The organism is Clostridium sp. DJ247, assembly GCF_014231265.1.
Window position 1 is genome coordinate 1 of record NZ_JABAIW010000032.1, and the last position, 23,355, is coordinate 23,355.

General features: G+C 31.8%; 25 protein-coding genes and 2 pseudogenes. 19 read left to right on the forward strand and 8 right to left on the reverse strand.

What is annotated here, in order from left to right:
- The first annotated feature begins 229 nt into the window (after window positions 1–229).
- The 3 genes from HGI79_RS13430 to HGI79_RS13440 all read left to right on the forward strand — a co-directional run bounded on the left by HGI79_RS13430 (window position 230) and on the right by HGI79_RS13440 (window position 2,110).
- Complete coding sequence (locus HGI79_RS13430) at window positions 230–988, forward strand: DeoR/GlpR family DNA-binding transcription regulator (RefSeq protein WP_185651207.1); 759 nt, start codon at window positions 230–232, stop codon at window positions 986–988.
- A 16-nt stretch (window positions 989–1,004) separates the two neighbouring features.
- A complete protein-coding gene (locus HGI79_RS13435; protein ID WP_185651208.1) occupies window positions 1,005–1,886 on the forward strand; it encodes a Cof-type HAD-IIB family hydrolase in 882 nt (293 codons plus the stop codon).
- Between the two features lie 74 nt (window positions 1,887–1,960).
- A complete protein-coding gene (locus tag HGI79_RS13440) occupies window positions 1,961–2,110 on the forward strand; it encodes a hypothetical protein (protein WP_185651209.1) in 150 nt (49 codons plus the stop codon).
- A gap of 56 nt (window positions 2,111–2,166) precedes the next feature.
- On the opposite strand, the gene HGI79_RS13445 is transcribed toward HGI79_RS13440, so the two are convergent.
- A complete protein-coding gene (locus tag HGI79_RS13445) occupies window positions 2,167–3,171 on the reverse strand; it encodes a TRM11 family methyltransferase (protein ID WP_185651210.1) in 1,005 nt (334 codons plus the stop codon).
- 492 nt (window positions 3,172–3,663) lie between these two features.
- On the opposite strand from HGI79_RS13445, the gene HGI79_RS13450 reads away from it, so the two are divergent.
- A complete protein-coding gene (locus HGI79_RS13450) occupies window positions 3,664–3,990 on the forward strand; it encodes a hypothetical protein (RefSeq protein ID WP_185651211.1) in 327 nt (108 codons plus the stop codon).
- A 268-nt stretch (window positions 3,991–4,258) separates the two neighbouring features.
- Entirely contained in the window at window positions 4,259–4,594 is a 336-nt protein-coding gene (cutA, locus tag HGI79_RS13455; RefSeq protein WP_185651212.1) for a divalent cation tolerance protein CutA, read from the forward strand.
- 1 nt (window position 4,595) lies between these two features.
- On the opposite strand, the gene HGI79_RS13460 is transcribed toward cutA, so the two are convergent.
- The 3 genes from HGI79_RS13460 to HGI79_RS13470 form a co-directional block, all read right to left on the reverse strand.
- On the reverse strand, window positions 4,596–5,090 hold the full coding sequence (locus tag HGI79_RS13460) for a hypothetical protein (RefSeq protein ID WP_185651213.1): 495 nt from the start codon (window positions 5,088–5,090) through the stop codon (window positions 4,596–4,598).
- A 51-nt stretch (window positions 5,091–5,141) separates the two neighbouring features.
- The gene (locus HGI79_RS13465) at window positions 5,142–5,864 is read right to left on the reverse strand and encodes a glutamine amidotransferase (protein WP_185651214.1); all 723 of its coding nucleotides are present in this window, start codon (window positions 5,862–5,864) and stop codon (window positions 5,142–5,144) included.
- A 182-nt stretch (window positions 5,865–6,046) separates the two neighbouring features.
- Complete coding sequence (locus tag HGI79_RS13470) at window positions 6,047–6,523, reverse strand: metal-dependent transcriptional regulator (protein WP_185651215.1); 477 nt, start codon at window positions 6,521–6,523, stop codon at window positions 6,047–6,049.
- Between the two features lie 257 nt (window positions 6,524–6,780).
- Between HGI79_RS13470 and aspD the strand changes: the two genes are divergently transcribed.
- The 4 genes and pseudogenes from aspD (at window position 6,781) to HGI79_RS22835 (ending at window position 11,125) form a co-directional block, all read left to right on the forward strand.
- The gene (gene aspD / locus HGI79_RS13475) at window positions 6,781–8,418 is read left to right on the forward strand and encodes an aspartate 4-decarboxylase (protein ID WP_185651216.1); all 1,638 of its coding nucleotides are present in this window, start codon (window positions 6,781–6,783) and stop codon (window positions 8,416–8,418) included.
- 293 nt (window positions 8,419–8,711) lie between these two features.
- The gene (locus HGI79_RS13480; RefSeq protein WP_185651217.1) at window positions 8,712–10,148 is read left to right on the forward strand and encodes an MFS transporter; all 1,437 of its coding nucleotides are present in this window, start codon (window positions 8,712–8,714) and stop codon (window positions 10,146–10,148) included.
- 678 nt (window positions 10,149–10,826) lie between these two features.
- Window positions 10,827–10,994, forward strand: a pseudogene (locus HGI79_RS13490) (flotillin family protein); the annotation flags it as partial.
- Complete coding sequence (locus HGI79_RS22835) at window positions 10,994–11,125, forward strand: helix-turn-helix domain-containing protein (RefSeq protein ID WP_241428215.1); 132 nt, start codon at window positions 10,994–10,996, stop codon at window positions 11,123–11,125. The pseudogene HGI79_RS13490 and the gene HGI79_RS22835, both read left to right, overlap by 1 nt.
- A gap of 205 nt (window positions 11,126–11,330) precedes the next feature.
- Here the strand turns inward: HGI79_RS22835 and HGI79_RS13495 are convergent, their stop codons facing one another.
- A complete protein-coding gene (locus HGI79_RS13495) occupies window positions 11,331–11,585 on the reverse strand; it encodes a hypothetical protein (protein WP_185651218.1) in 255 nt (84 codons plus the stop codon).
- Between the two features lie 426 nt (window positions 11,586–12,011).
- Between HGI79_RS13495 and HGI79_RS13500 the strand changes: the two genes are divergently transcribed.
- A complete protein-coding gene (locus tag HGI79_RS13500; RefSeq protein WP_185651219.1) occupies window positions 12,012–12,176 on the forward strand; it encodes a hypothetical protein in 165 nt (54 codons plus the stop codon).
- 789 nt (window positions 12,177–12,965) lie between these two features.
- On the opposite strand, the gene HGI79_RS13505 is transcribed toward HGI79_RS13500, so the two are convergent.
- Window positions 12,966–13,583, reverse strand: a complete 618-nt coding sequence (locus HGI79_RS13505) for a DUF975 family protein (protein ID WP_185651220.1) — start codon at window positions 13,581–13,583, stop codon at window positions 12,966–12,968.
- 338 nt (window positions 13,584–13,921) lie between these two features.
- On the opposite strand from HGI79_RS13505, the gene HGI79_RS13510 reads away from it, so the two are divergent.
- From HGI79_RS13510 to HGI79_RS13520, 3 genes are all read left to right on the forward strand, one after another.
- Window positions 13,922–14,254, forward strand: a complete 333-nt coding sequence (locus tag HGI79_RS13510; protein WP_185651221.1) for a PilZ domain-containing protein — start codon at window positions 13,922–13,924, stop codon at window positions 14,252–14,254.
- Between the two features lie 180 nt (window positions 14,255–14,434).
- Entirely contained in the window at window positions 14,435–14,641 is a 207-nt protein-coding gene (locus HGI79_RS13515; RefSeq protein WP_185651222.1) for an aspartyl-phosphate phosphatase Spo0E family protein, read from the forward strand.
- A 230-nt stretch (window positions 14,642–14,871) separates the two neighbouring features.
- Window positions 14,872–15,240: a hypothetical protein gene (locus HGI79_RS13520; protein ID WP_185651223.1), complete on the forward strand. Its 369-nt coding sequence runs from the start codon at window positions 14,872–14,874 to the stop codon at window positions 15,238–15,240.
- Window positions 15,241–15,521: 281 nt separating this feature from the next.
- Here the strand turns inward: HGI79_RS13520 and HGI79_RS13525 are convergent, their stop codons facing one another.
- The gene (locus HGI79_RS13525; protein WP_185651224.1) at window positions 15,522–15,725 is read right to left on the reverse strand and encodes a hypothetical protein; all 204 of its coding nucleotides are present in this window, start codon (window positions 15,723–15,725) and stop codon (window positions 15,522–15,524) included.
- On the opposite strand from HGI79_RS13525, the pseudogene HGI79_RS22840 reads away from it, so the two are divergent.
- Window positions 15,700–15,941: pseudogene (locus HGI79_RS22840) on the forward strand (hypothetical protein); the annotation flags it as partial. The gene HGI79_RS13525 and the pseudogene HGI79_RS22840 overlap by 26 nt on opposite strands.
- Here HGI79_RS22840 and HGI79_RS13530 read toward each other — a convergent pair.
- A complete protein-coding gene (locus HGI79_RS13530) occupies window positions 15,901–16,104 on the reverse strand; it encodes a helix-turn-helix transcriptional regulator (protein WP_185651225.1) in 204 nt (67 codons plus the stop codon). The pseudogene HGI79_RS22840 and the gene HGI79_RS13530 sit on opposite strands and share 41 nt — an antisense overlap.
- A gap of 194 nt (window positions 16,105–16,298) precedes the next feature.
- On the opposite strand from HGI79_RS13530, the gene HGI79_RS13535 reads away from it, so the two are divergent.
- From HGI79_RS13535 to HGI79_RS13550, 5 genes are all read left to right on the forward strand, one after another.
- On the forward strand, window positions 16,299–17,207 hold the full coding sequence (locus HGI79_RS13535) for a helix-turn-helix transcriptional regulator (protein ID WP_185651226.1): 909 nt from the start codon (window positions 16,299–16,301) through the stop codon (window positions 17,205–17,207).
- Between the two features lie 163 nt (window positions 17,208–17,370).
- A complete protein-coding gene (locus tag HGI79_RS22490; RefSeq protein ID WP_207725782.1) occupies window positions 17,371–17,868 on the forward strand; it encodes an ATP-binding cassette domain-containing protein in 498 nt (165 codons plus the stop codon).
- On the forward strand, window positions 17,862–19,343 hold the full coding sequence (locus HGI79_RS13540; protein ID WP_207725784.1) for an ATP-binding cassette domain-containing protein: 1,482 nt from the start codon (window positions 17,862–17,864) through the stop codon (window positions 19,341–19,343). Before HGI79_RS22490 ends, HGI79_RS13540 begins: the two co-directional genes overlap by 7 nt.
- A gap of 205 nt (window positions 19,344–19,548) precedes the next feature.
- Window positions 19,549–20,433, forward strand: coding sequence for a tyrosine-type recombinase/integrase (locus tag HGI79_RS13545; RefSeq protein ID WP_185651250.1), 885 nt, complete (start codon window positions 19,549–19,551; stop codon window positions 20,431–20,433).
- A 507-nt stretch (window positions 20,434–20,940) separates the two neighbouring features.
- A complete protein-coding gene (locus HGI79_RS13550; protein ID WP_185651227.1) occupies window positions 20,941–23,337 on the forward strand; it encodes an ATP-binding protein in 2,397 nt (798 codons plus the stop codon).
- Window positions 23,338–23,355: the final 18 nt, after the last annotated feature.

Sequence of the window (23,355 nt, forward strand, 5' to 3'; positions counted from 1 at the left end):
GTTCTGATAAAATTCGTTCACTAGCTTATGCTAGAAGTTTCCTTGTATAAGTTAAGTTTTTAGTTAGAAACCCTATACCAATTCAAAAATTGAAAGATAACCTTAAATCACTGATAAATACTGATAAATACTTATAAAAAAATATTAAAACTTATAAATAGTTGATATTTTACTTATAAACAATTATAATATAGTTATAAAACCAATGACAAAATAGAGGTGAATATTATTGTATCAGGAAGAAAGAATGCAACTTATTTTAGAACATTTAAATGAAAATAAAAGAATAAGTGTAGAGGAAATATGTAATCTCTATAATGTTTCGAGAGATACTGCTCGTAGAGACTTGGTAAATTTAGAAAGACAAGGCTCTATTTTAAGAACTCACGGGGGAGCTATACTGCCAAAAATAAATGAACAAATTAAAAGCTATTCAGAAAGACTTCTATATGATATAGAGGAGAAGCATAAAATAGCAAAATTAGGAGCTTCATTGGTAAAAGAAAGAGATACCGTAATTTTTGATACTTCAACTACGGTTCAAGCTTGTGCAGAATTAATAGAAAATAAACAATGTACTGTAATAACTACGTCAATTAATGTTGCAGATATAATTTCAAAAAAAACTAGTATTAATATTATAATGCCAGGAGGAAGGTTGAACAGCACCCATAGGTTTTTATATGGAGCAGCTACTATTAAAATGCTTTCCAACTATTTTGCTGATAGAGCCTTTATAGGTGTACTGGGAATATCGGAAAATGGTATTACAGTAGCTGATGATGAAGATGCTGCTGTAACAAAGAAAATGATAGAACAATCAAGAGAGGTTATAATATTGGCTGATCATACAAAATTTAATAAAACTGCAGTTTTTAAAGTATGTGATCTTTCAGAAATTGACTTTATAATAACTGATAAACAACCGGAAAAAAGCTTTATGGAGTTGTTAGATAAAAACAATATAGGCTTAATAATTGCTGAATGATAGGAGGAAATGTATAATGAAACTTATTGCTACAGATTTAGATGGAACTTTATTAAATTCAAGACATGAAGTAAGTAATGAAAACGTTAGTGCTTTGAAATTAGCTAGAGAAAAAGGAGATGAAGTAGTTATTGCTACAGGGAGAACCTATGCAGATGCTAACGCAATATGTAAAAAAATTGGTGTGGATGCTCATATCATATCAAATAATGGTTCTTTTGTGTACTCTAAACATGGGGAAAAATTAAAAGCTATAACATTAGAAAAAGAAAAAATCAAAGATATATTAAAATGGTTGAGTGACAATGAATATTATTATGATATAGCTACAGATAAAACTACATTTGTACCATTCAATATGAAAAATATATTGAGGAATGATTTTAATAAGACAAAAATGAACAATGATTCTTTAAGTGAAGAGTTGCTCCATTATACAATAGATCTGATACTTTCACAGAAAGGAATTGAACTTATAAAAGACATAGATGATATAATGCACAGGGATGAAGAATATTGTAAAATAACAATAAATTCTTTTGATAAAAACAAGAGAGTTAAAGGAACTGAGTTTTTTAGTAAGGATGAAAGCTTATCAGTAGTTTCATCAGCTAGATTTAATTTTGAAATAATGAATGTTAGTGCTTCAAAGGGTAACTCTCTAGAATATCTAGCAAAATACTTAAATATTTCTTTAAGTGATACTGCAGCTATAGGTGATAACTATAATGATATATCAATGTTTAATAAGGCTGCAGTAAGTGTTGCTATGGGTAATGCCAATGAAGATATTAAAAAAGTATGCAAGTATATATCAAAATCTAATGATTTACATGGAGTAGCGTATGCTTTACATGAGTTTGTATACAAATCAAAATTAAAAAGTTCTCTAGCTTAATAGTAAAACATATTACTAAAAACATAGCTAATAGCAAAGATGAAATAGTAGGCAGAGTAGAGACAGCTTCATCTGTGGCAGAAGAAACATCAGCAACTTCAGAGGAAATATCTGCATCAGCACAGCAATTGAATTGCTCATCAGAAGAAGTGTCTAATGCGGCACAAAAAGCAAATGATATTGCTCAAAGAATATCAGCCCAAATAGGAAGATTTAAAGTATAAAGTTATTTAAAGAGGTTGTATTAAATATATATTTAATACAACCTCTTTAAATTTTATTAAGTACATATAGTTATATATCTTTTGAATTTGCCCTTAGAAACATCACATCTATCAACAATGTTAAAACCTGATGCTATAATATGCTTATCCATATTTTCAAAGGTTATGATCACCATTTTATTGGAGATTTCACGAGCTTTCTTTATAATACTTAATTGTTGTTCAAGTGTAGTTGGGGAAAATAACCCATAAGGCATATCTATAATGGAAACATCAAATTTTTTATTTATGTTATTCATATCATCAATAATAACTACATCTTTGTAATCAAAATATTTAAGATTTTTCTTTGCATTTTCACCAATCATCGAATTTATTTCATAGCCTTCAATATTGATGCCAAGCGATAGAGCTTCTATAAGAATTGTGCCAATACCACAACAGGGATCTATTGCACTACATTTTAAATCATTGGATACAGCAATATTTACAATTGCTCGGGCAACTCTAACTCCAAGGGCATTACTATAATCATAGGGCTTTCTTTGGTGTTGTTGCCATGCTGCATTATTAGCTCTATATTCTCCAAATATCCATTTTTTATGAACCTTCGTTATACCTAGCAATAATTTAGGGGAATGTAATTCAGCTTCACCATTTATATTTTGTCCAATTAAATATTCAATTTTACGTCTTTCCTCGTAACCAACATTCTCATTACCATAGTTCATATAACAAACCTTAAAATCTTCATAAGATAATCTATCAGCTTTAATTTGACAAATTATATCTTCTAAGGCATTTCCAGTGTAAATTATAGATATACACTGCTTTATAAAAGGACTTCTTGTTGGGTCAATTTGATGATAAGAAAAAAAGTATTTTTTATTCGGAACTTTGTTAAAAAGAGATTTCATTTCCATCTTGCATATACTTTCTTCATCCGAAGCAAAATTAATTACATAGAAATGGGGTTTAATTTTATTATTAATATTTACTTTTGGCCTCATAGGGGACTTTGATTTACTATTTTTTATATTTATAGGAATTAGTTTCAACATAAATACACCTCTTAAGGTCCTTATTTTGATTTTCTTCTGTTAGGGTTATTAAAAAAGTCTAGCACATTTTAAGTAGTTTTTACAATAGTAAGAGTTACTTGTTTTGCTGATTTTAGTATAATACTTTCATTTAAATATTTTTTAATTAGTCTTAACGAAAATTTGAGCTTTAGACTAATTAAAAATATTTAACATGACTAAACATGGCAATATATACGGTGGTATAAGTTGAATTTCAGGTATGGTTATCTATAGACTGGATCTAATAGTATATACTAGTTTAATTAGATATTACAAAAATTGTATAAAAAACTAGTTGTAAGAGAAAGATTTAAATAAACGTAGATATGCTTACCATGTAGATAATAAACATTGATAAAAATATATCAAGGGGTTTGTGTTATCATAAATAATTTCTTATAATTAAAGTAATAAAATAATTTTATACCTAGTTCTTAATGTTAATAAAATAAGATAGGGGAGATGAATAACATGTCTAAATATAAAGTTGGAGATGAGTTAATAATAATACAAAATCCTTCAGAGGATGAGAAAAAATTAAAGGAATTAACAAAATTAGAAGTAAAAGAGGATTATGCTCAAATTTCTTGGGGATTAAAAATACTAAATGTTGAGTATGATAAACCTAACGTTACTCTCACATATAAAAATTTCTATGGAGACGTAAATAAAGTTTTTGCAGAGTGTAATGATATAGAGAACTTTGACAAAGAAAAAGTTTTAGAAAAAGCCTTATTAAAGGCTTTCCAATCAGAAATAATTAATATTAGTGTTGCTAAAAACTTCAAAAAAATATAACTTATAAGATTTTATTTATTAAGGTAAGGCGCTCTTGTTTAATATTTAACAAGGGTGTCTTGTTGTTATCAAGAAATATTTAACACATATAATACGTAAATTTCTGATATTTAATTATAAGTATAGTATATCTATTTATTCCATGACTACCCGCTCTAATACTCCTATGTTTATGTGTAAAACTTGGAATTTTTAGTTTTAAGTCTATAGGATTATTATCCCGTGTGATAATATATATTGTATACAAATATTATAATGGAGATATAAAATGGAAATTAAATTTTTAAAAATAGAAACTTTTATACCAGAAAAATACTTAGAAGAATTAAGAAGAAGATTAAATGATATAGGAGCACTTACTATAGGTGGAAACTATGACAATTGTATGTCTGTTTCTAAAGTTATAGGCTTTTGGAGACCTTTAAAGGGAGCTGATCCTTTTATAGGAGAGGTGGGAGAATTATGCAAAGAGGAAGAATATAAAGTTGAATTTTGTTGTAGTAGAGAAATTATAAAAAAAGCAGTAGATACAATTAAGATGGTTCATCCTTATGAAGTACCTGTTATAAATGTAATACCTATATTAAACCCTTACGAGCTTTAAATTATAACATATCCCTTTGCAAACAATCATAAATAGGATATAGTCTATCATATACATTCTTAATTATATTAAAATTCTCTAACTGAGTGGTATTATCTGTATTTGTGTTAGATTCTCCAAGTATTTCTAATTCCAACTGTAGTGTACCTAATAAATATTTCAACTGAAAAAAGTTAAGTTTGATTACAATAGGATCCTTATAAACACTATTTGTTAGAAAATACATAATGTCATGTAACTTATCGTTAAAATCTTTTAGATAAATTATTTTTTCATAATTATAATGATTTTCTGAATTAATAAGTTTATTATTAATTTGAATTTGTTTATGAACACATTTAAGAAGTAAATCTATTTCCTTTAGGTTAATATTTAATTCTCTCTTTTCATATAATAAATCATTTTCTGAAAACATATCTAAGTTAGTATCTTTTATATTGAGGTTATCTCTATTAACTTTTTTGCTAAATTTCTTAAATTCAATTATTTTTCCCATAAGGCTACTCCTAATTTATATAATAAAAAATATTTTATATTAGATTATAATTTAGTTATAAACTTTTGAAGTGCAGATGTCTAAAAATCTTTTTAAAAGCAGTTTTCCATAATCATGTTCTTTAACTGATTCATAAAGTTTATCAAAATCATATCCGTTTTTTATTAAGTCAATTTTCTGATAATCTATGTATATTCGTGATACGTCTGCATTAAATTCTGGGTGAAATTGTACTCCCCATATACATTTATTAATGCAAAAAGCATGATGAGGCTCAAAGCTATTATAAGCTAATATGCTAGCATTTAAAGGAGTCTTCAATGCAGTTTGTGAATGAGCTACATGCGCAGGGAAGGTTTTAGGTAATACTCTAAGAAGTAAATCTTTTTCTCCTTCCTCCGTAAGAGTCACATCTACAGTACCAACTTCACTTCCCTTAGGGTGATAATCTACCACCCCTCCGAAAGCCTCGGCAATTAACTGGTGTCCATAACATATACCAAGTATGGGAACATGTTTAGTAGAAGAATCTCTTAGCCACTTAATAGTGTAAGTACTCCAATCTTCCTTATCTGTTACCATTGAATGAGAGCCAGTTATTATAACACCAGAAAAGTTTTCTATATTAGGTATAAAGTTTTCTTTGTATACAGCACACGTAACCACGTTATCATGGGGTATATTCAATTGATTTATAATAAAATCTTCAAAATCTCCATATTTTTTGTGTATTGATTTAAAAGTGCTGCCTGTTTTAACAATGAGTAATTTCATAAAGTTCACTATCCTCTTACCCGTTACTTTTGTATTTTAATATTTTCAGCTTTAACACAATTTTAGTGCATAAAATTGTATATTTCAATGGATAATTTTGTAATTTTAATGCCTTTGAGAAAAAGAGTTAAGGTTCAGTTTCATTTAGGCAAGCTTTTGAAACTATCTAAATCCTAGTTGAATTAATCTGGGTTATTAGACTTCATAAAATCTTTAAATTTAGTTTTTATATCTGGGTTGCTTTTTATGAAACTTATATAACATTGGAAGCACTTTACGGTTTCATTGCTTATGGTATGTTCTACTTTCTCAGTTTCTTCTAAAATTTTATTCTTAGAAACACCAAGAATATCAAGTAATTGAGCAATAATATTATGACGATTTATTAATTTCTCTGCAGCTTTTTTCCCGTCTTCTTTAAGCATTATAACACCGTATTTTTCATATCTTAAAAGTTTAAGTTCAGCCAGCTTTTGTATCATTCTAGTAACAGAAGGTGGTTGAACATTAAGAGCATCTGATAACTCGTTGACTCTTGTAAATCCAGTATTCTTAGATAATCTATATATCATCTCAAGGTAGTCTTCCATAGATGCAGTAAGGAGACTGTCATCTTTCTTCATGTACTCATTAAATGTATAGAATTCATTGCTATCCATAATAATCCCTCATTTTAAACATATAGTTTTTTAATAAAGTATATGTTTAAAGTTAAAAAAAATTACTGTAAAGTAACATTAGAATACTTTTCAAGAAAAAGGGATAACATAACTTCATAATTTATAATTTACCCTTATTAAGCATAAGAACTGATTTATTAAATAAAAATTTACTTTAAAACGCAGCTTTAAATTTTAAGTACTTATAGTAGTTCGATGATGTATTAACTATTGGTTAAAGGAGGAGTGGTATAGACATGAGTACCTGTAATGTTCAACGTAAAGAGGTAGAGCATATTTATGGTAAAATTAGCCCCTTTGAGCTGAAAAACAAGTTGATTAGTTTAGCAGAAGGACAAAAAGAAAAAAGTGCACGTACTTTATTAGATGCAGGAAGAGGTAATCCTAACTGGACAGCAGCAACTCCAAGAGAAGCCTTTTTTGCCTTTGGTCAGTTTGCTGTTGAAGAAACTCGTAGAGTATGGAATGAACGGGACTTGGCTGGAATGCCTCAAAAAGAGGGTATTGCAAGCCGTCTTATTAGTTATCTAGAAAAACATCAAAATGAGCCAGGGATAGAGCTTCTCAGTAAAATAATAGATTACGGTGTAAATGTTAAAAACTTTAATGGTGATGCTTGGGTTTATGAATTAGCAGATGGAATCATTGGAGATAACTATCCAGTACCAGACAGAATGCTAGTTCATATAGAAAAGGTTGTTCATGATTATCTTGTTCAAGAAATGTGCTATAATAAACCTCCTGTAGGCAAGTTCAATCTGTTTGCAGTAGAAGGAGCCACTGCAGCTATGTGCTATATATTTGATACTTTAATTGCTAATGAATTGCTTTACAGAGGTGATAAAATTGCACTTATGACTCCAATTTTTACACCCTATCTGGAAATTCCTCTTTTGCCTAGATATAATTTTGAAGTAGTTAAAATTAGAGCCACTGAAGTAACTTCAGATGGAACACATACTTGGCAATATCCTAGGGAGGAATTAGAGAAACTAAGTGATACAAATATTAAGGCTCTATTTGTAGTTAACCCTAGTAATCCACCTTCTGTAGCTATGAAACCAGAATCAGTTTCATATTTGGTTAACATGGTAAAAGAGCAAAATCCAAACTTAATGATTATATCAGACGATGTATATGGAACCTTTGTTGATGGGTTTCGATCCATAGTAGCTGATTTACCTTTTAACACAATAGGAGTTTATTCCTTTTCAAAGTATTTTGGTGTAACAGGGTGGCGTTTAGGAACAATAGCACTTCATGAGAAGAATGTGTTTGATAAATTACTTAAAGAGCTTCCAAAAGATAAAAAAGAAGAACTAGTACAACGATATGGAGCACTTTCTACCAATCCGGAAGATATCCCGTTTATTGATAGAATTGTAGCAGACAGTCGACAGGTTGCGCTGAATCACACAGCAGGATTATCAACCCCACAGCAGGTACAGATGGCCTTTTTTTCAGCTTTTGCTTTAATTGATAAAGAGGATAAGTATAAACAGCTAACAAAGGATATTTGCAGACGACGACAGAGGCTTTTGTTTAACAGTCTTGGATTAGATTTAAGAAAAGATCCATATGATGCTTCTTATTATACAGAATTTGATCTACTAGAATGGGCTTATCACTATTATGGTAAAGAATTTGCAGAGTACTTGCAAAAAAAATATGAACCTATTGATATTCTTTTCAGTTTAGCAGAGAAATCTTCTATTGTACTGTTAAGCGGTGGTGGTTTTTATGGACCTGAATGGTCTATAAGAATTTCCTTAGCAAATCTTAATGACGAATCCTACTCAAAAATTGGTGAAGTTCTTCATGAGACTTTAAAGGGTTATGTAGAACTTTGGGAAAATTCAAAACAGTTAATATAGATTTTTAATAATGTTCTATTATATTAGGCATAACTAGTGATGGAAGGTTATATTGTATACGTATTTGTTATTATAAATATGTATACAATATAAATTATTTTATTCATTGGCTACCAGCCGTAATATTCCCGCTTCTACAAGCCATGAGTTACGCCTGTTAAGCACTGGATTAGTTCAAGTAACACTCAGCTGGGGCAAAACCTCATATAAATGAAATTTCACTTTACTAACATAGCACCATAAAATGATGATAACTATTTTAAATATTAACTAAAATTAGGAGATAAAATAATATGGAAAACATGGATATTATGGTATATAACAAAAGATGGAGCATATTGCTTACTGTGTTAACTATGACATTCATGGCAACATTAGATAGTAGTATCGTAAATGTAGCTTTGCCTGTAATAGCCTTGGAATTAGCAGTAAGCATGGCCTCAATAGAATGGGTAGTAACCAGTTATTTAATAATTATTTCATCAACAATACTTATGTTTGGAAGGTTAGGAGACACAAAAGGAAAAACTACAATATTTAAATTTGGACTTGTGTTATTTGTTATAGGATCTTTAATGTGCGGGTTATCGAAACACTTAGTGTTTCTAGTGATATCTAGAATAATACAGGCCGTTGGAGCTTCAGCCTGTATGGCAACAAATCAAGGTATCATAACCCACGTTTTCCCAGATAATGAAAGGGGAAGAGCACTAGGGGTTTCGGCAATGTCTGTTGCATTGGGAACAATGGTAGGGCCGGCTCTAGGTGGATTCATGGTATCTATAATGAGCTGGGAATATATTTTTCTGATTAATGTGCCAATAGGGATATTTGCATTTATATTAGGAATGAAAACTCTTCCTAAGGCTAGTAATAGGGTAAATGAAAAATTAGATATAAGAGGGTCAATACTATTTATTATAGCCATTGTGTTGTTGTTTAGTTCGTTAAGCAGAGGACAAGGTGTAGGTTATAGTAATCCCTTAATTATTTTTGGATTTGTTATTTCTATTTTATCTATAGTAGCATTTATTATAGTAGAAGAAAATATAGATACGCCTCTTCTACAGCTAGATATTTTTAAAAATAAATTATTTTCTCTTAGTATTTTTTGTGCATTTACTTCTTTTATTGCTATTAGTTGTTCAAGTATTATTCAACCTTTTTATCTTCAGCATGTATTAAAGTTACCACCAGAAACCTCTGGTTTAGTTATGATGGTATATCCGCTAATTTTATCTGTGGTTGCACCTATAAGCGGATATTTATCTGATAAAATAGGATCAGAGTTTCTTACATTCTTAGGGTTAGTATTTACTAGTACTGGACTTTTTTTCATGTCTACCTTAAGTGAATATTCTACACTATGGACATTAGCATTTTTTATGGCAATGATGTCTATAGGAAATGGACTATTTCAATCTCCAAACAATTCTTTAGTTATGTCAACGGTGCCAAAAAATAAATTAGGGATTGCAGGAAGTGTTAACGCTTTAGTTAGAAATCTAGGAATGGTTGTTGGAGTTTCATTATCAACGACGTTATTATATAATCGTATGAGTTATAAAATAGGGTATCATGTGGTTAACTATGTTCAGGGAAGGGAAGATGTATTTGTATATGGTATGAAATATGTATATATTACTGCAGGTATTATATGTACTATAGGAGCAGTTTTAACCGCTCTAAGGTTATATGAACATAAAATAAAAAAGAAAGAAATTTATTAAATACGAACTCAATTAATCAAGTATTATCTAGATACAGTAGGTTAATTGAGTTTTTTTGCTAATTTTTACAGGTATATTGACCATGCTTATATATACATAGCTTGATTAAATTACATTATGTGGTATAATAAGTGATATCATTTAATAAGTTATTAAATAACCTATTAAATTTAGTATTACAAAAGATAACGGATTAAGAATGTTTGATTATAATAAGAAGGGAGGGATTTCATGGAACAAGTATATACAATTATATTTTGGGTAGGAGTTATCTATACAGTAATAACATTTTTAATCGGAAGCTTGTTTGATTTTGTTCATTTTGATAGCCATATAGATACTCATACTATATTTCCATTAAAACCAATAACCATAGTTTCATTCATTACTGTATTTGGTGGTATTGGGATTATTGGGACTAGCAGCAGATTAAATGCCATATTTACATTTATAATAGCATTTGCCACAGGGATTATAGTTTCTTTTATATTATATAGGCTTATATTGATTCCTCTATATAAAGCTCAGAATACCAGTGCAGTTTCACAAGATGCACTTATAGGAATGAAAGCAATAGTCATATCTCCAATTTTAGAAGATGGATTTGGAGTTATAGCATATATTGTTAATGGAAATAAGTATAATGCACCTGCACAGCATGTGGGTAAAAGTTCAATACCTCTATCTAAAACTGAAAAGATTGTTATTGTTGATAGTGGATCAGGAGAGGGAAAAGGAGCTTCGAAAGTCACTGGTTATGTCAGTGATATTATGTCTCAACTTCCTGAAACAGTAGAGGCTATAACTGGTGTGAATATTATGAACTTTTTAGATAAAAAATCTTAATGACTTATGAAGAAATAGCAGAAACTCTTAATTGCGGTGTAAATACTCCTAGAAGATGGATAAATGAAATGATAAATGAATTAGGAGTACTTCTTTTCGGAATAGATGGATTGAAATTGGACATAGTATAAACGTGGTAAAAAGATGGTATTTTAATAGTATTTTAAAAGTAGTAAAATGATAGCGTGAGAATTTATATTTTGCCAGCAGGATTACATACTGTGTGGCACAGTAATAAGCACTTGGTTAACTCCAGGTGCTATTTATGTTTTAAATGCGCAGTTATTAAGAGAAGTAAAAAAGCACACCAGAATAACTGGTGTGCAGAGGCTTTTTCTAATCCTCTTCCCATTCATCTTCATATCCATATCTACCGTATGGGTAGTATGGTGGGTAGTATGGTGGGTAGTATGGTCTTGGATAATAATAAGGACGAGGATAATATGGATATCTACGTCTTCTACGACGTCTTCTACGACGTCTTTGTCTGTATTCTGGATCAAAATCTTCATAATCGGAATCTTCATAATCGAAATCTTCATATTCGTATGGATTTTCGTATTCATATGGAGTAGCGTATTCATTCCTCATGGGCATTGAATAGTTGTATAGAGAACAATAATGTATAGGACAAATAAGGGGATTTATATTTCTAGGCTGATAGTAATTTTCCAGTATGTCTTTATTATTGTCATTGTTGTTGTCTATAGTATTCACGAAATACCTCCATAAAATTTACTATAATTATATATTATGAATAAATATATAAATTGTTACTTAAAATTAAAAAATATGAATAAAAAGAAGCGAGAGGTAAAAAAGCCTCTCCTTTTCTGATTTTCAAAATATGATGAAGCATAATAGTTATGTAAGACATAAAGGAGCTATTAGAGGAAATAAGTGAAAAGAGTATAGATGTATTAAATGATTTACGTTGATTGACAATAAGATGTTTTTTTACCTAATATACCATAAAGAGGAATATAGAGTTCGTATTTATATTAAGGGAGTGATAAAATGCGAATAAATTCAATTGCTAAATCTAATCAATATAATACGTATAGAGAACTAAGCTATAAACATGAAAATAAACGTAGAAGAAAAGATAATGAGCAAGATATTTTATTTTCTGATGTCTTAGAACAAATGAAGAAAAATAGTGCAGATAGGAATAGAAAATAGCACTAAGAACAATAAGATATAAATAACATTTAGAGCTCATATGGGCTCTTTTTTCATTCGCAAAACAAATGATAGACCAGTTAGGGCAGGTGAGGTGATTTGCCAAGAGAGAGAAGTCCAGACAGTTTAAAGGCAGAACATATGTAATTAAGATTATAACTACATTATTATAATATAATCATACTTTTAAATAGTTTTTATTAACTTATAGTATAGTAATTATATAAATGTATAAACTATAATTGCAGTGAATTGTATTTCGCCTCCTAATTTACATTTGAATTTTATTATAGCAACAAAAGAGCCTGTATCTAAATTGATGCAGGCTTTAGTTATGTTGCAACATAAAAATAATGCAACTTAATTTAAATACAATAAGTAACTTTTTATTTAAAACCGTGAAAACAGCTCTAATATTTAAGTTGCACACATTATTGCGATTATCAGCAAACTACTAAATATTTTTAAATAAAGAATCATAAATAACCTCTAACTCTTGAATTTTCAAGGGTTAGTTTTAATTATAAAGACTTGGTGAAGCTATTAAACAAATAAAGTAAGAAAAATAGAACACAATAATTTATATAAAGAATATATTGTAAAGTATATAAATTATGTAAAGTATATAAATTATGTAAAGTGAAGGTGAACATTATGACGATAATAACAGCGTTAGTTATTTTAGTGTTAACTTATGGTGGAAGGTAAGAATTTAAGAAAGATTAAAAAGAAATGTAGGAGAGGCAATGAAAGCCTCTCCTTTTCTAATTTAAAAATATCCTGTTTACTTTATAATTCAAAAGAACTTGATATAGAGCTTTTTATACTTTCATAGAAATTGGCTACTGATGTATTAATATATGGAATTAACCATAAAAAACCGATACCTAGAGTAAGTATAGATAATAAAGCCCATCCAATAAAACTGAAATGTAAACAGAATAATCTCCACTTGTTTCCTGCCATAATCTCTTTACTTAAATTTAAAGCTGCCATTGCTCCTATTTTAGGATTGTCATAAAGTATATAGAATGCCATTGAATATCTATATCCAGCAATTATGCCGGGTACTACAAGAAGCAAGGACCAGAGGAAGACGAAAAGTGTTATGAGGATTTGCAATATAAATGATGAGGTGAAATTTTTAAAACCATCAAATAGATTTTCAAATTTAAATACTTCTTTTCTAACTAATTTTATAAAACATGAAATAATTCCTAAAGTAAATGGACCTGTAAGTATTATACTTATAATTGGACCAACATATTTTATAGTGTTCGATAGACTAGTTATAATCACATAGACTACGCATAGCAGTATAGTAATGCCCCACTGTCCCTTTAGTTGATTTCGTGCAGTTAATTTTAATTCAGAGTTTGTCTTGATAGGATTGTTGTTAACAGTCATACTTTGACCTCCTAAAAAATTTTTACACAGGTAATCAATAAATCATATGATTATTTGTCATAATATATTCCAATTATTTACTATATTTTCAATATGTACTGAAACCTAGTAAATCATAAATAAAAATTAAAATCTTTAAAATTAAGATTTTAATAACATGATTTTCAATATTGAATGTGGTACTTAGTTGTAGCATTTTTTTAGTTTTTAAAACACAGGTAATGTGTTAAAATATGTATTGAGAATATGGCGAGAAGGTTATAGAAAGGTAGTTTTAGGTTTTTATGTGAATATGAGTTTTTCAAAGGAATATATAAATATTATGTTTTAAACTAATAATGATTTATTTTAGTAATGGAGGAAAAAATGAAAAATTTGAAGACATACCTAGAGCTTATTTTAGAAAATTAAGAAAAACTTTTACTGTAGATTTAAGTGCAAATGGAATAAGAATTATAACCTATGAAGATAAGATTATGTCTAAATATGCATTGATCTCCTTATTTATAAAAGAACAAATATATATATTGTGTTCTGTAGTAAGAACTAATTATGATGACATAAGTAAGAGTTATCAAACTGCTATGCAATTCATAGATTTAAACAATAATAAGTGGCAGTATATAAATGAATTTGTATATTCTCAATTAGAAACACATAAAATAACTTGAGCTGGTTTCATGCCAGCTTTTTTTATAAAGCTAAATTATGGTATTGACTGCAAACAAATGTTCTTATATAATTGATTATATGAAACGTTTGTTCGGTGTAACAAGTCATGAAAGTTGCATTGAAGTCAGTAGGGGGTTCGTCATAATTTTATACATTTTAATTCTAGGGGGGAGAGTTGTATGTTAAAGTACGAAGAAATTTATAAAGAAACTGGGAAGCTAATAATTAAGATTGACGAAATGAGAGAAATAATGTGTAAATTAATTCAAGAAAAATCTGATTTAATAGATCCAGAAATAGTAGCAGTAAGCCAAGAACTTGACTCCGTTCTTAATAAGTATAATAAATTATTAGAAACTGTGAAAATAAAGCACTCAATAATTTGAATATAAGAACGAGCAAATATAATAATTATTATTTTACAACTGCATAAACTATAGTTACATAAACATCATCCCCACTAAATTTGAATTTTATTATAGTAAAAAGCCTGTATCTTAAAAAAATTCAGGCTTTCATATCTCCTGTATTTGTGCCATATCTCCTTAAAACATGTTTTTGTACGGTCGGGCACCAATTGGGCACCACAAACGTCATCAAAAACAAGGAGGTCACAATGCAAAACACGCTTATTGACAAGGGAATTTTACTCCCCTCCGGTGAAATCGGCAAGGATAAAATCAACCTGATTGCCGGGGCCATTACCCAGCCGTTCATGGAAATGCTGTGGACGGTGACAAACGGAGAAACCGAAACCACAGACCGTATTTTCAGCGTATTAAGCGGTTTGTTTGATAATGGCCGTGAGGCTGAAATGATGGAAGTGCTGCGGCTGCTTTACGGTGTGCTGGGCCTGCCGTTCCCGGAGGACGTGGAACTTCTTGCAGGGCATACGGAAGCAAGAAGCTACTTCCTTTTTTCATTCCTGCTGGATTATGACGACATCATACAGGATTACATGGCCGAACAGAGCGACCGCAATTAGCAAGACCATACTTTCATCATAGGGAGAAGTCTGCCCAAACGCAGGGGCTTACCGTACCTATTTTCTCCCCCTGCACCCCCTCTTACCAGCTGGCAAATGGACTTACCTTGCTGGTAAAGGAATAACTAAATGGCTTTAAGACTACGGACGATCAGAAATGACCGTCCTTTTTTTGTACCCAAAAGGAGGTGTACCCCATGCCCGGAGTAACAGCCGAGCAAATAGAACAGGCCAAACAGTGGGATTTGCTTTCCTACTTGTAAGCCTATGAACCCCATGAATTAAAGAAATCCAGTCCCCATGAATACCGTACCGTCAGCCACAACAGCCTTGTTATCAGCAAAGGCAAATGGCATTGGTGCAACCGGGGCTTTGGAGGAAAGACCGCCCTTGACTATCTCATAAAGATGCGGGAACTGTCTTTTGTATAAGCAGTACAGACCCTTTGTGACGGACGATCCGCTCCTGTTCTTACCCTTGTTCATTGACGATGCAATCCCTAAGGAACACAAGGACGCTATCGACATGGCCCGTGACCTGCTGCGCCGTTCACATGTTCTTGTGGTGTGCAGCGAAATAGTGGACGAAACCGTGAAAATGAAATTGCCGTTGACCAGCGGCTAAATATCACGGCCACTACCTTAGACGGTATCCTGACCATCAAAGGACAGGGACAGACCAAGGAGGACGGCGCTTGCTGACGCTGGGCAGCTTGTTTCCGCTGTTCTCAATATTCGCAAGGTAACGAGGGTCAATACTCACTTTTTCGGCTAGCTCTCGACGGGATATGTTCATAGCTTGACGAGCAGCTTTTATATCGCCGCCAAGGCTAGAAAAGTTGGTGCATTCTTTTGTTCTTTGCATATCACATCACCTTATTACATTGTATAATTCATAATACTATTGCGGAATGATTTGGAATGCGTTATACTTACATTTTATAATTCATTAAAATTCACACAATAACGCTTATTCATTATTGCGATAGCATTCTTGACAAAAATGGTCAAGCTTTATTATAAGAGAATATTTATAATATATTTGAGGGGGTGAAGCAGATGGAGAATTGGGAAAAAATTAATTCAGTTCAGCGTATGCAGGATTATATTAAATTGCATTTGACTGAATCCATTACATTGTATCAATTAGCACGTTGTGCGGGATATTCCCCTTGGCATTCAGCAAAGATATTTAAAGAATACGTTGGGAAAAGTCCATTTGAATATGTCAGACTGTTGCGTCTTTCACAGGCGGCGCTGGAGCTTCGAGATAACAATAAAAAAGTGATTGATGTGGCTATGGATTTTGTGTTTGATACACATGAGGGATTTACACGAGCCTTTCGTAAGCAATTTGGAATTACGCCCCAAAAGTATAAAAATGATACACCACCTATTTATCTTTTTACTGCCTATCCTATTCGAGATCACTATATAGCAAATCAAGAATTTAAAAAAATGGAGGAAAATTCAGTGTCGAATAATTTCTTTGTACAAGTTAGAAACTTTCCGGAGAGGAAGCTGATTTTTAAAAGAGCGAAAACAGCCACCGAATATTATCAGTATGTGGAAGAAACAGGATGTGACGTTTGGGGATTACTGTGCAGTATAAAAGAAGCCTTGTATGAACCAACCGGTATGTGGCTACCGGAAAATCTACGACCAGAGGGCACATCAAGCTATGTTCAGGGGGTTGAAGTCCCGACTGATTATTGCGGCATTGTTCCAGATGGATTTGAAATAATCACTCTGCCTGCATGTCAGATGATGATGTTTCAGGGAGAGCCCTTTAATGATGAAGATTATGAAATGGCAATTGGAAACATATCCGAAGTTATAGACAAATATGATACTACGTTGTACGGCTATGAATGGGCAGACAACGACGCTCCACGTTTTCAAATGGAACCGCAGGGCTATCGCGGATACATTGAAGCACGACCTGTCAGAGAATTGTTGCATGATTAATTAGCTCCTTATTCTATATGTCACACTTCCTGATATGAATAACAAAAACAGTCAGGGCTATATACTCTGGCTGTTTCTTTATAAAATCACAAGGATGGTCAAGAACAACTTTTGCAGTTTTGGTATGATTTATATTGGCATTTTACGAAAAGGAGAATGAAAGATGAATGATACAATTATCATAAAAGGCGCAAGAGAAAACAATTTGAAAAATGTTTCTCTTGAAATTCCCAAAAACAAACTCGTTGTACTGACGGGCCTATCCGGTTCGGGAAAATCCACGTTGGCCTTTGATACACTGCAAAGAGAATGCCAAAGGTTATATATGGAATCACTGGGGATGTCAACAGACTTGCTCCCTAAAGCAAAGGTGGAGAAGATCGAGGGGCTATCTCCATCAATCAGCATTGACCAGCATAACGGAAATATGAATCCTCGTTCAACAGTTGGAACAGTCACGGACATACTGTCATTTTTACGGGTCTTGTTTTCAAATATTGGGGAACATCCATGTCCAAATTGCGAAAAGATAATTTCACAAAATAGTATTTATATGGATACAGATATACACGATACAGGAATAAACTGCCCTCATTGTAAGCAAGCAATACCGATATTAACAAAAAGGGATTTTTCCTTCGATATGGTCAATCTATGGTGAGTGCCGGTAAGCATTACGGATTTGAGTTTAGCATAGATATGCCCATACAAAAATACGATGATGTTCAAAAAATGCTGCTTTTATACGGAGTTGGCTATTTAAGCCTGAATCGCACAGCAATTACCCTTTCTGCCGGAGAAACGCAGCGCCTTCGGTTGGCTTCCTTATTGGGTACGGGATTGACAGGGGTACTTTATGTGTTGGATGAACCTACAACGGGGCTTCATGCCAGAGATAATGCAAAGTTAATTGGTATCCTTAAAAAGCTAAGAAATATGGGAAATACGATCCTTGTTGTGGAACATGATCCGGAATTTATTGAAGCGGCTGACTATGTCATAGATATGGGGCCGGAAGCCGGTAAAAACGGCGGCAATGTCATAGCGGCAGGCACCCCGGAGCAAATTAGGAATATTCCCGAATCTGTAACGGGCAAATATTTGTTCACTTCAACTTTAAAAACTCCTTGTAATCTCAGAAGCGGGAACGGAAAGTCCATTCGTATTATGAATGCTTCTAAATATAATCTAAAGAATGTCGATGTAGAAATCCCTTTAGGGAAGCTTGTTGCATTGACGGGTGTTTCTGGTTCGGGAAAATCAACGCTATTATTTGACGTCTTGTATCAGTATGTAGAAAGTGATTTTCAAAATCTTTCAGATTGTGAAGGCATTACAGGGTTAAATGATTTTAAAGAGGTTTTAGTAATCGACCAAGCGCCCATTGGGCGTTCTAGCCGTTCCAACGCAGCAACCTATGCAGACATCTTTTCGCTTATACGAACTTTGTTTGCCGGACTGCCTAAAGCAAAACAAAATGGTATAAAAGCAAAGGATTTCTCTTTTAATGTTGCTGGCGGAAGATGTGAAAAATGTGAGGGTGCTGGTGTAATAAATGTTCCTATGCACTTCATGCCGGATATTCAGGTGATTTGCCCTGTGTGTCACGGACAAAGGTTCCAGCAACATGTGCTGGATGTGAAATATAGAGGACACTCTATTTCTGATGTATTGGATATGGGCATTAATGAAGCCCATTCCTTGTTTTCAGATTGTAATCAGGTGGCAGACCGCCTTTCAGTATTAAAGCAAGTAGGATTAGGCTATTTAACATTAGGTCAGCCAGCGTCAACGTTATCAGGAGGAGAAGCACAAAGAATTAAGCTGGCGAAAGAATTAGGCAAAGCCTCTACGGGTCACACACTCTATTTATTGGATGAACCGACTACGGGTCTGCACCCGCAGGACGTTCAGAAGTTAATTTTTCTTTTGAACCGCATGGTAGATCAAGGACATTCGGTGATTGTGATTGAACACAATATGGACTTTATTCAATCTTCGGACTGGATTATAGATTTTGGGCCGGAGGGAGGTACTTCGGGAGGACAGATTATTGGAGCGGGAACGCCGGAGCAAATTATGAGCTTACAAACCTCTTTTACGGGAAGATGTCTAAAAAATCACAATTTAATATAAACAGTATATTAAAACGTAACTGTTACAAAAGGACGGATACTTTATGTAATTTAAAAGTATCTGCCTTCGTCTTTTTCACAAGGAAAGTCAAGAAAAATTGATTTATGGACGTTAAAATAGAATATGTAAAGGTAATAGTTTATAGATAAACAGGAGGAAATACATGAGTGGGAAAAATGAGACTCAATTAGATTGAAAGAAAAAAATAACAGCCTTTTTTATAAGCCAAGGGATTACGCTATTTGGGTCTTCCCTCGTACAGTTTGCAATCATATGGTACATCGCAAAAACAACTTCTTCAGGAGTTATGGTCACACTATCAACATTTTGTTCATTCTTACCTCAGGTCTGCATATCCTTGTTCGCTGGAGTTTGGGTAGATCGATATGATCGCAAAAAGTTAATTATCCTTGCGGACGCATTTATTGCAATTTCTACTTTAGGCGGCCTATATGGTATGCGGCGCTCTGAAATCTTAGGGCTGCGTTGGCGCAATGTCGATCTGGAGAACAACACCTTTGATGTGATGGAACAGCTGCCGTTTAGAGTACCTCCCAAAACGATGGTAATTGAAGAAATGGCACCGCCAAAATCCAATGGTCGCAGGTTGCCCATTACGGAGGTAGCCCGACCATTCTTTGAAAAGCAGCTTGCATTTCAAGCCGCCTGCAAAGAAAGCGCCGAAAAGCAAGGACAGCCCTATTATGACAATGACCTTGTTGTATCAAAGTCAAATGGTGCGCCGCAAGCCGCAAACTGGATTTCCTCTGGGTTCGGAAAGCTACTGAAAGAGCTGGAAATGCCTCATATCCGTTTTCATGACCTGCGGCATACAGCAGCTACAAACATGCACCAATTGACCGGCGACTTTTATACGGTCGGTGAAATGCTGGGTCATACACTTGCCGGGATCGGCGCTTCTCTTGGGCTCTCTATGAACTTTGAAGCTGTCACCGCCCGGTACGTTGATGTGCGGCTGGAACGGAAACAGGAAGTCCTTGACCGCTACCATGATGCCGTACACCCCAAAGCAAAACAGCCCGACAAAAAGAAACCAGAGCAAGAAAAAACGCCAGAACGTAGTGTTTAAGCGGTTTTTTAATGTTTTGTGCGATTGTATAGAACACGTTAGTCCTTTTGAGAGTGACACAAAAAAATACTATTTTTTATATAAACCAAATATAGTGCATTACTATTTTTCGTTAATATTATTTTTAGCAGTTGTGGTCTATTGGTTATCTGTAGCAGTTTTAGGCTTTTTGCTAACACCACCTGTTTTAATAGTAGGTTTTTCTTCAGGCACTGATGCCCATTCATTATTAGTTTCAGATTTTAACTCTTTTGTCATAAAAAACGCCTCCTTTCATTTGTAATGTTATTTTTCACTAAACAACAGATTTAATTCTATGAAATATATTCAAGAATTTACAACCAATTTCCAAATTGTAATTTTTCCATTTTTTTAAACCTTTAAGAAGGAAATTTGTATTATATACAGAATAAATATACATAACTTGTAACAAAAAGAATAAATTTCAATAAAAAGGAACTGCGCTAAAATAAAAAATACCTAACATTTCAGGAGGTTTTAACTATCATGAATCATAGTAAATACATAATACAAGGTATTTTACTTATATTTTTTATTACACTTGTTATCTTCTTTCAAAGACCTGTTTATGCTGAGAGTGAAACTCAAAAAAATGTACTAATTTTACAGTCAAAAGGTAATCAAAATAGTTTTGTAGATGGAACTGAAGCAATAGGCTGGGAGAATGAAATTATATCTTCAATAAATTCAGAGTTTATAAAAAGTAAAAAAAATATAAATGTTTGCATTGAATACATGGATTCCAATAGTAATTCTCTAAATGACTATTCTCAACAACTTTATAATTTATATAAATATAAATTTCAAAATACTAAATTTGATGCTGTCATCACATTAGACAATAATTCATTTAATTTTGCATTTAATTTCATGATAAAATATGGTAATAATTTATTTCCAAATACTCCGGTTGTATTTGGTGGAGTAACTTATCTTGATAAGTCTATACTTAATGGTCACCCACTTTTTACAGGAATAACAAAGAATCCAGATATAAAAAACACTCTTGATGTTGCTTTAAAACTTCATCCAAATACTAAACAAATTTTTGTAATTACAGATAAAACTGCAGAAGGAATAACTCAGAAAAATCTTATTAAGAGTTTAGTACCTTTATATAAAAACAAAGTGAATTTTTTATTTTCTGATGAAGGAGATATTTTAAAACTTAAAAAAGAAATAAATAATTTACCTAAGGATACTGTTATTTATTTTAGTGCAGATTTTAAAGACAACAATGGTAAACCTATCTCAAGGATAACAGCTTCAGATATGATCTTTAAGGATTATCCTACACCTATGTACTCTAGAATGTACTTAGATATTAATAAACAAAGCATAGGAGGGGTGATTACAAATGGTAGTGATTATGGGAAAAGTATAGGTAATTTGACCTTAAGAATATTAAGTGGCGAAAAGGCTTCTAATATACCTGTTACTGAAGACACATCACATAGATATGAATTTAATTACATACAACTAAAAAAGTTCCACATTGATTTAAAAGCTTTACCTAAAGGATCAGTGATAGTCAATGAACCTCCAAAATCTTTTTATATTGATAAAAGACAAGCCTTATATATTTTTATTATTATTTCATCTTTAGCTGTTTTAGGAGCAATTTTTTTATATCTTAATATATACAAACGTAAATTGGCTGAAAGATTATTGTCTGATAATGAGAGTTTATTAAGTACATTGATAAATTCTACGCCTGATATAATTTATTTCAAAAATCATGAAGATAAGTTTCTTGAAGTAAATGATGCAACTTTAAAATTATTAAATGTAAGAAAAAAAGATTATAAAAATAAGTATATTCATGAGTTAACTAATGTGTCACTTTCATCAAAGAAACTGTTAGAAAACTTTGAAAGTAATGATAAAAAGGCATGGGAAAAAGGTCTTATATATAGAAGTGAAGAAGTTATATGGGATAAAAAAGAAAAAATCAATAAAATTTATGATACTTTAAGAATACCTTTATTTAATGATGATGGAACTCGTAAAGGATTGGTTTTATTAGGTCGTGATATAACAGAACATAAGCAAAATGAAGAAAATGAAAAGCTCATTAAAGATCTTAGATATTATGATAAGTTAAAAACTAATTTTTTTTCAAATATATCTCATGAGCTAAGAACTCCTTTAAATTTAATTTTTAGTGCTCTTCAAGTTATAGAATTAAAAAATGGTATAGCTAAGGCAGAAGATAAAAGTTCAGAAAAGTATACAGCTATAATGAGACAAAACTGTTATAGATTACTTAGAATTATAAATAATCTTATAGACATAACAAAGATTGATGCTGGTCATTTTTCTACACATTTTCAAAATAATGATATAGTAAATGTTGTAGAAAATATTGTACAATCAGTTGTTGATTATGTGGAAAGTAAAGGGATTTCCATTACTTTCGATACGGAAATAGAAGAAAAAGTTATGGCTTTTGATCTAGATGCTATGGAAAGAATTATACTGAATTTGTTATCTAATGCTATAAAATTTACTCCTAGTGGTGGAAGCATAGAAGTTAAAATATATGACAAGATAAACAGTGTAGTTATATCTGTTAAAGATACAGGAATAGGAATACCTATTGAGAAACAATCTTCTATATTTGAAAAATTTGTTCAGGTGGACAAATCTTTATCTAGAAATAGAGAAGGTAGTGGGATAGGTCTTTCATTAATTAAGGAATTAATCGCCATACATAATGGAACTATTGGATTAGAAAGTGATATAGATAAAGGAAGTGAATTTAAAGTAGAGCTTCCTGTAAATATATTACCTAAAGATGAAAGTAATCTTGAGCTTAGTACTTTTGAGAGTGATACCAAGGTAGAAAAGATTAAAATAGAGTTTTCTGATATATATAATTAATAGAATGAAATGAATATT

Coding starts and splice junctions, on each gene's coding strand:
- HGI79_RS13550 (WP_185651227.1), top strand. CDS start 20,941: ATGAATCATAGTAAATACATAATACAAGGTATTTTACTTATATTTTTT.
- HGI79_RS22835 (WP_241428215.1), top strand. CDS start 10,994: ATGACTTATGAAGAAATAGCAGAAACTCTTAATTGCGGTGTAAATACT.
- HGI79_RS13530 (WP_185651225.1), bottom strand. CDS start 16,104: ATGCAAAGAACAAAAGAATGCACCAACTTTTCTAGCCTTGGCGGCGAT.
- HGI79_RS13465 (WP_185651214.1), bottom strand. CDS start 5,864: ATGAAATTACTCATTGTTAAAACAGGCAGCACTTTTAAATCAATACAC.
- cutA (WP_185651212.1), top strand. CDS start 4,259: ATGGAAATTAAATTTTTAAAAATAGAAACTTTTATACCAGAAAAATAC.
- HGI79_RS13525 (WP_185651224.1), bottom strand. CDS start 15,725: ATGAACAAGGGTAAGAACAGGAGCGGATCGTCCGTCACAAAGGGTCTG.
- HGI79_RS13495 (WP_185651218.1), bottom strand. CDS start 11,585: ATGAGGAATGAATACGCTACTCCATATGAATACGAAAATCCATACGAA.
- HGI79_RS13515 (WP_185651222.1), top strand. CDS start 14,435: ATGTTAAAGTACGAAGAAATTTATAAAGAAACTGGGAAGCTAATAATT.
- HGI79_RS13470 (WP_185651215.1), bottom strand. CDS start 6,523: ATGGATAGCAATGAATTCTATACATTTAATGAGTACATGAAGAAAGAT.
- HGI79_RS13450 (WP_185651211.1), top strand. CDS start 3,664: ATGTCTAAATATAAAGTTGGAGATGAGTTAATAATAATACAAAATCCT.
- HGI79_RS22490 (WP_207725782.1), top strand. CDS start 17,371: ATGAATGATACAATTATCATAAAAGGCGCAAGAGAAAACAATTTGAAA.
- aspD (WP_185651216.1), top strand. CDS start 6,781: ATGAGTACCTGTAATGTTCAACGTAAAGAGGTAGAGCATATTTATGGT.
- HGI79_RS13500 (WP_185651219.1), top strand. CDS start 12,012: ATGCGAATAAATTCAATTGCTAAATCTAATCAATATAATACGTATAGA.
- HGI79_RS13520 (WP_185651223.1), top strand. CDS start 14,872: ATGCAAAACACGCTTATTGACAAGGGAATTTTACTCCCCTCCGGTGAA.
- HGI79_RS13435 (WP_185651208.1), top strand. CDS start 1,005: ATGAAACTTATTGCTACAGATTTAGATGGAACTTTATTAAATTCAAGA.
- HGI79_RS13480 (WP_185651217.1), top strand. CDS start 8,712: ATGGAAAACATGGATATTATGGTATATAACAAAAGATGGAGCATATTG.
- HGI79_RS13535 (WP_185651226.1), top strand. CDS start 16,299: ATGGAGAATTGGGAAAAAATTAATTCAGTTCAGCGTATGCAGGATTAT.
- HGI79_RS13540 (WP_207725784.1), top strand. CDS start 17,862: ATGGTGAGTGCCGGTAAGCATTACGGATTTGAGTTTAGCATAGATATG.
- HGI79_RS13460 (WP_185651213.1), bottom strand. CDS start 5,090: ATGGGAAAAATAATTGAATTTAAGAAATTTAGCAAAAAAGTTAATAGA.
- HGI79_RS13445 (WP_185651210.1), bottom strand. CDS start 3,171: ATGTTGAAACTAATTCCTATAAATATAAAAAATAGTAAATCAAAGTCC.
- HGI79_RS13510 (WP_185651221.1), top strand. CDS start 13,922: ATGATTTATTTTAGTAATGGAGGAAAAAATGAAAAATTTGAAGACATA.
- HGI79_RS13505 (WP_185651220.1), bottom strand. CDS start 13,583: ATGACTGTTAACAACAATCCTATCAAGACAAACTCTGAATTAAAATTA.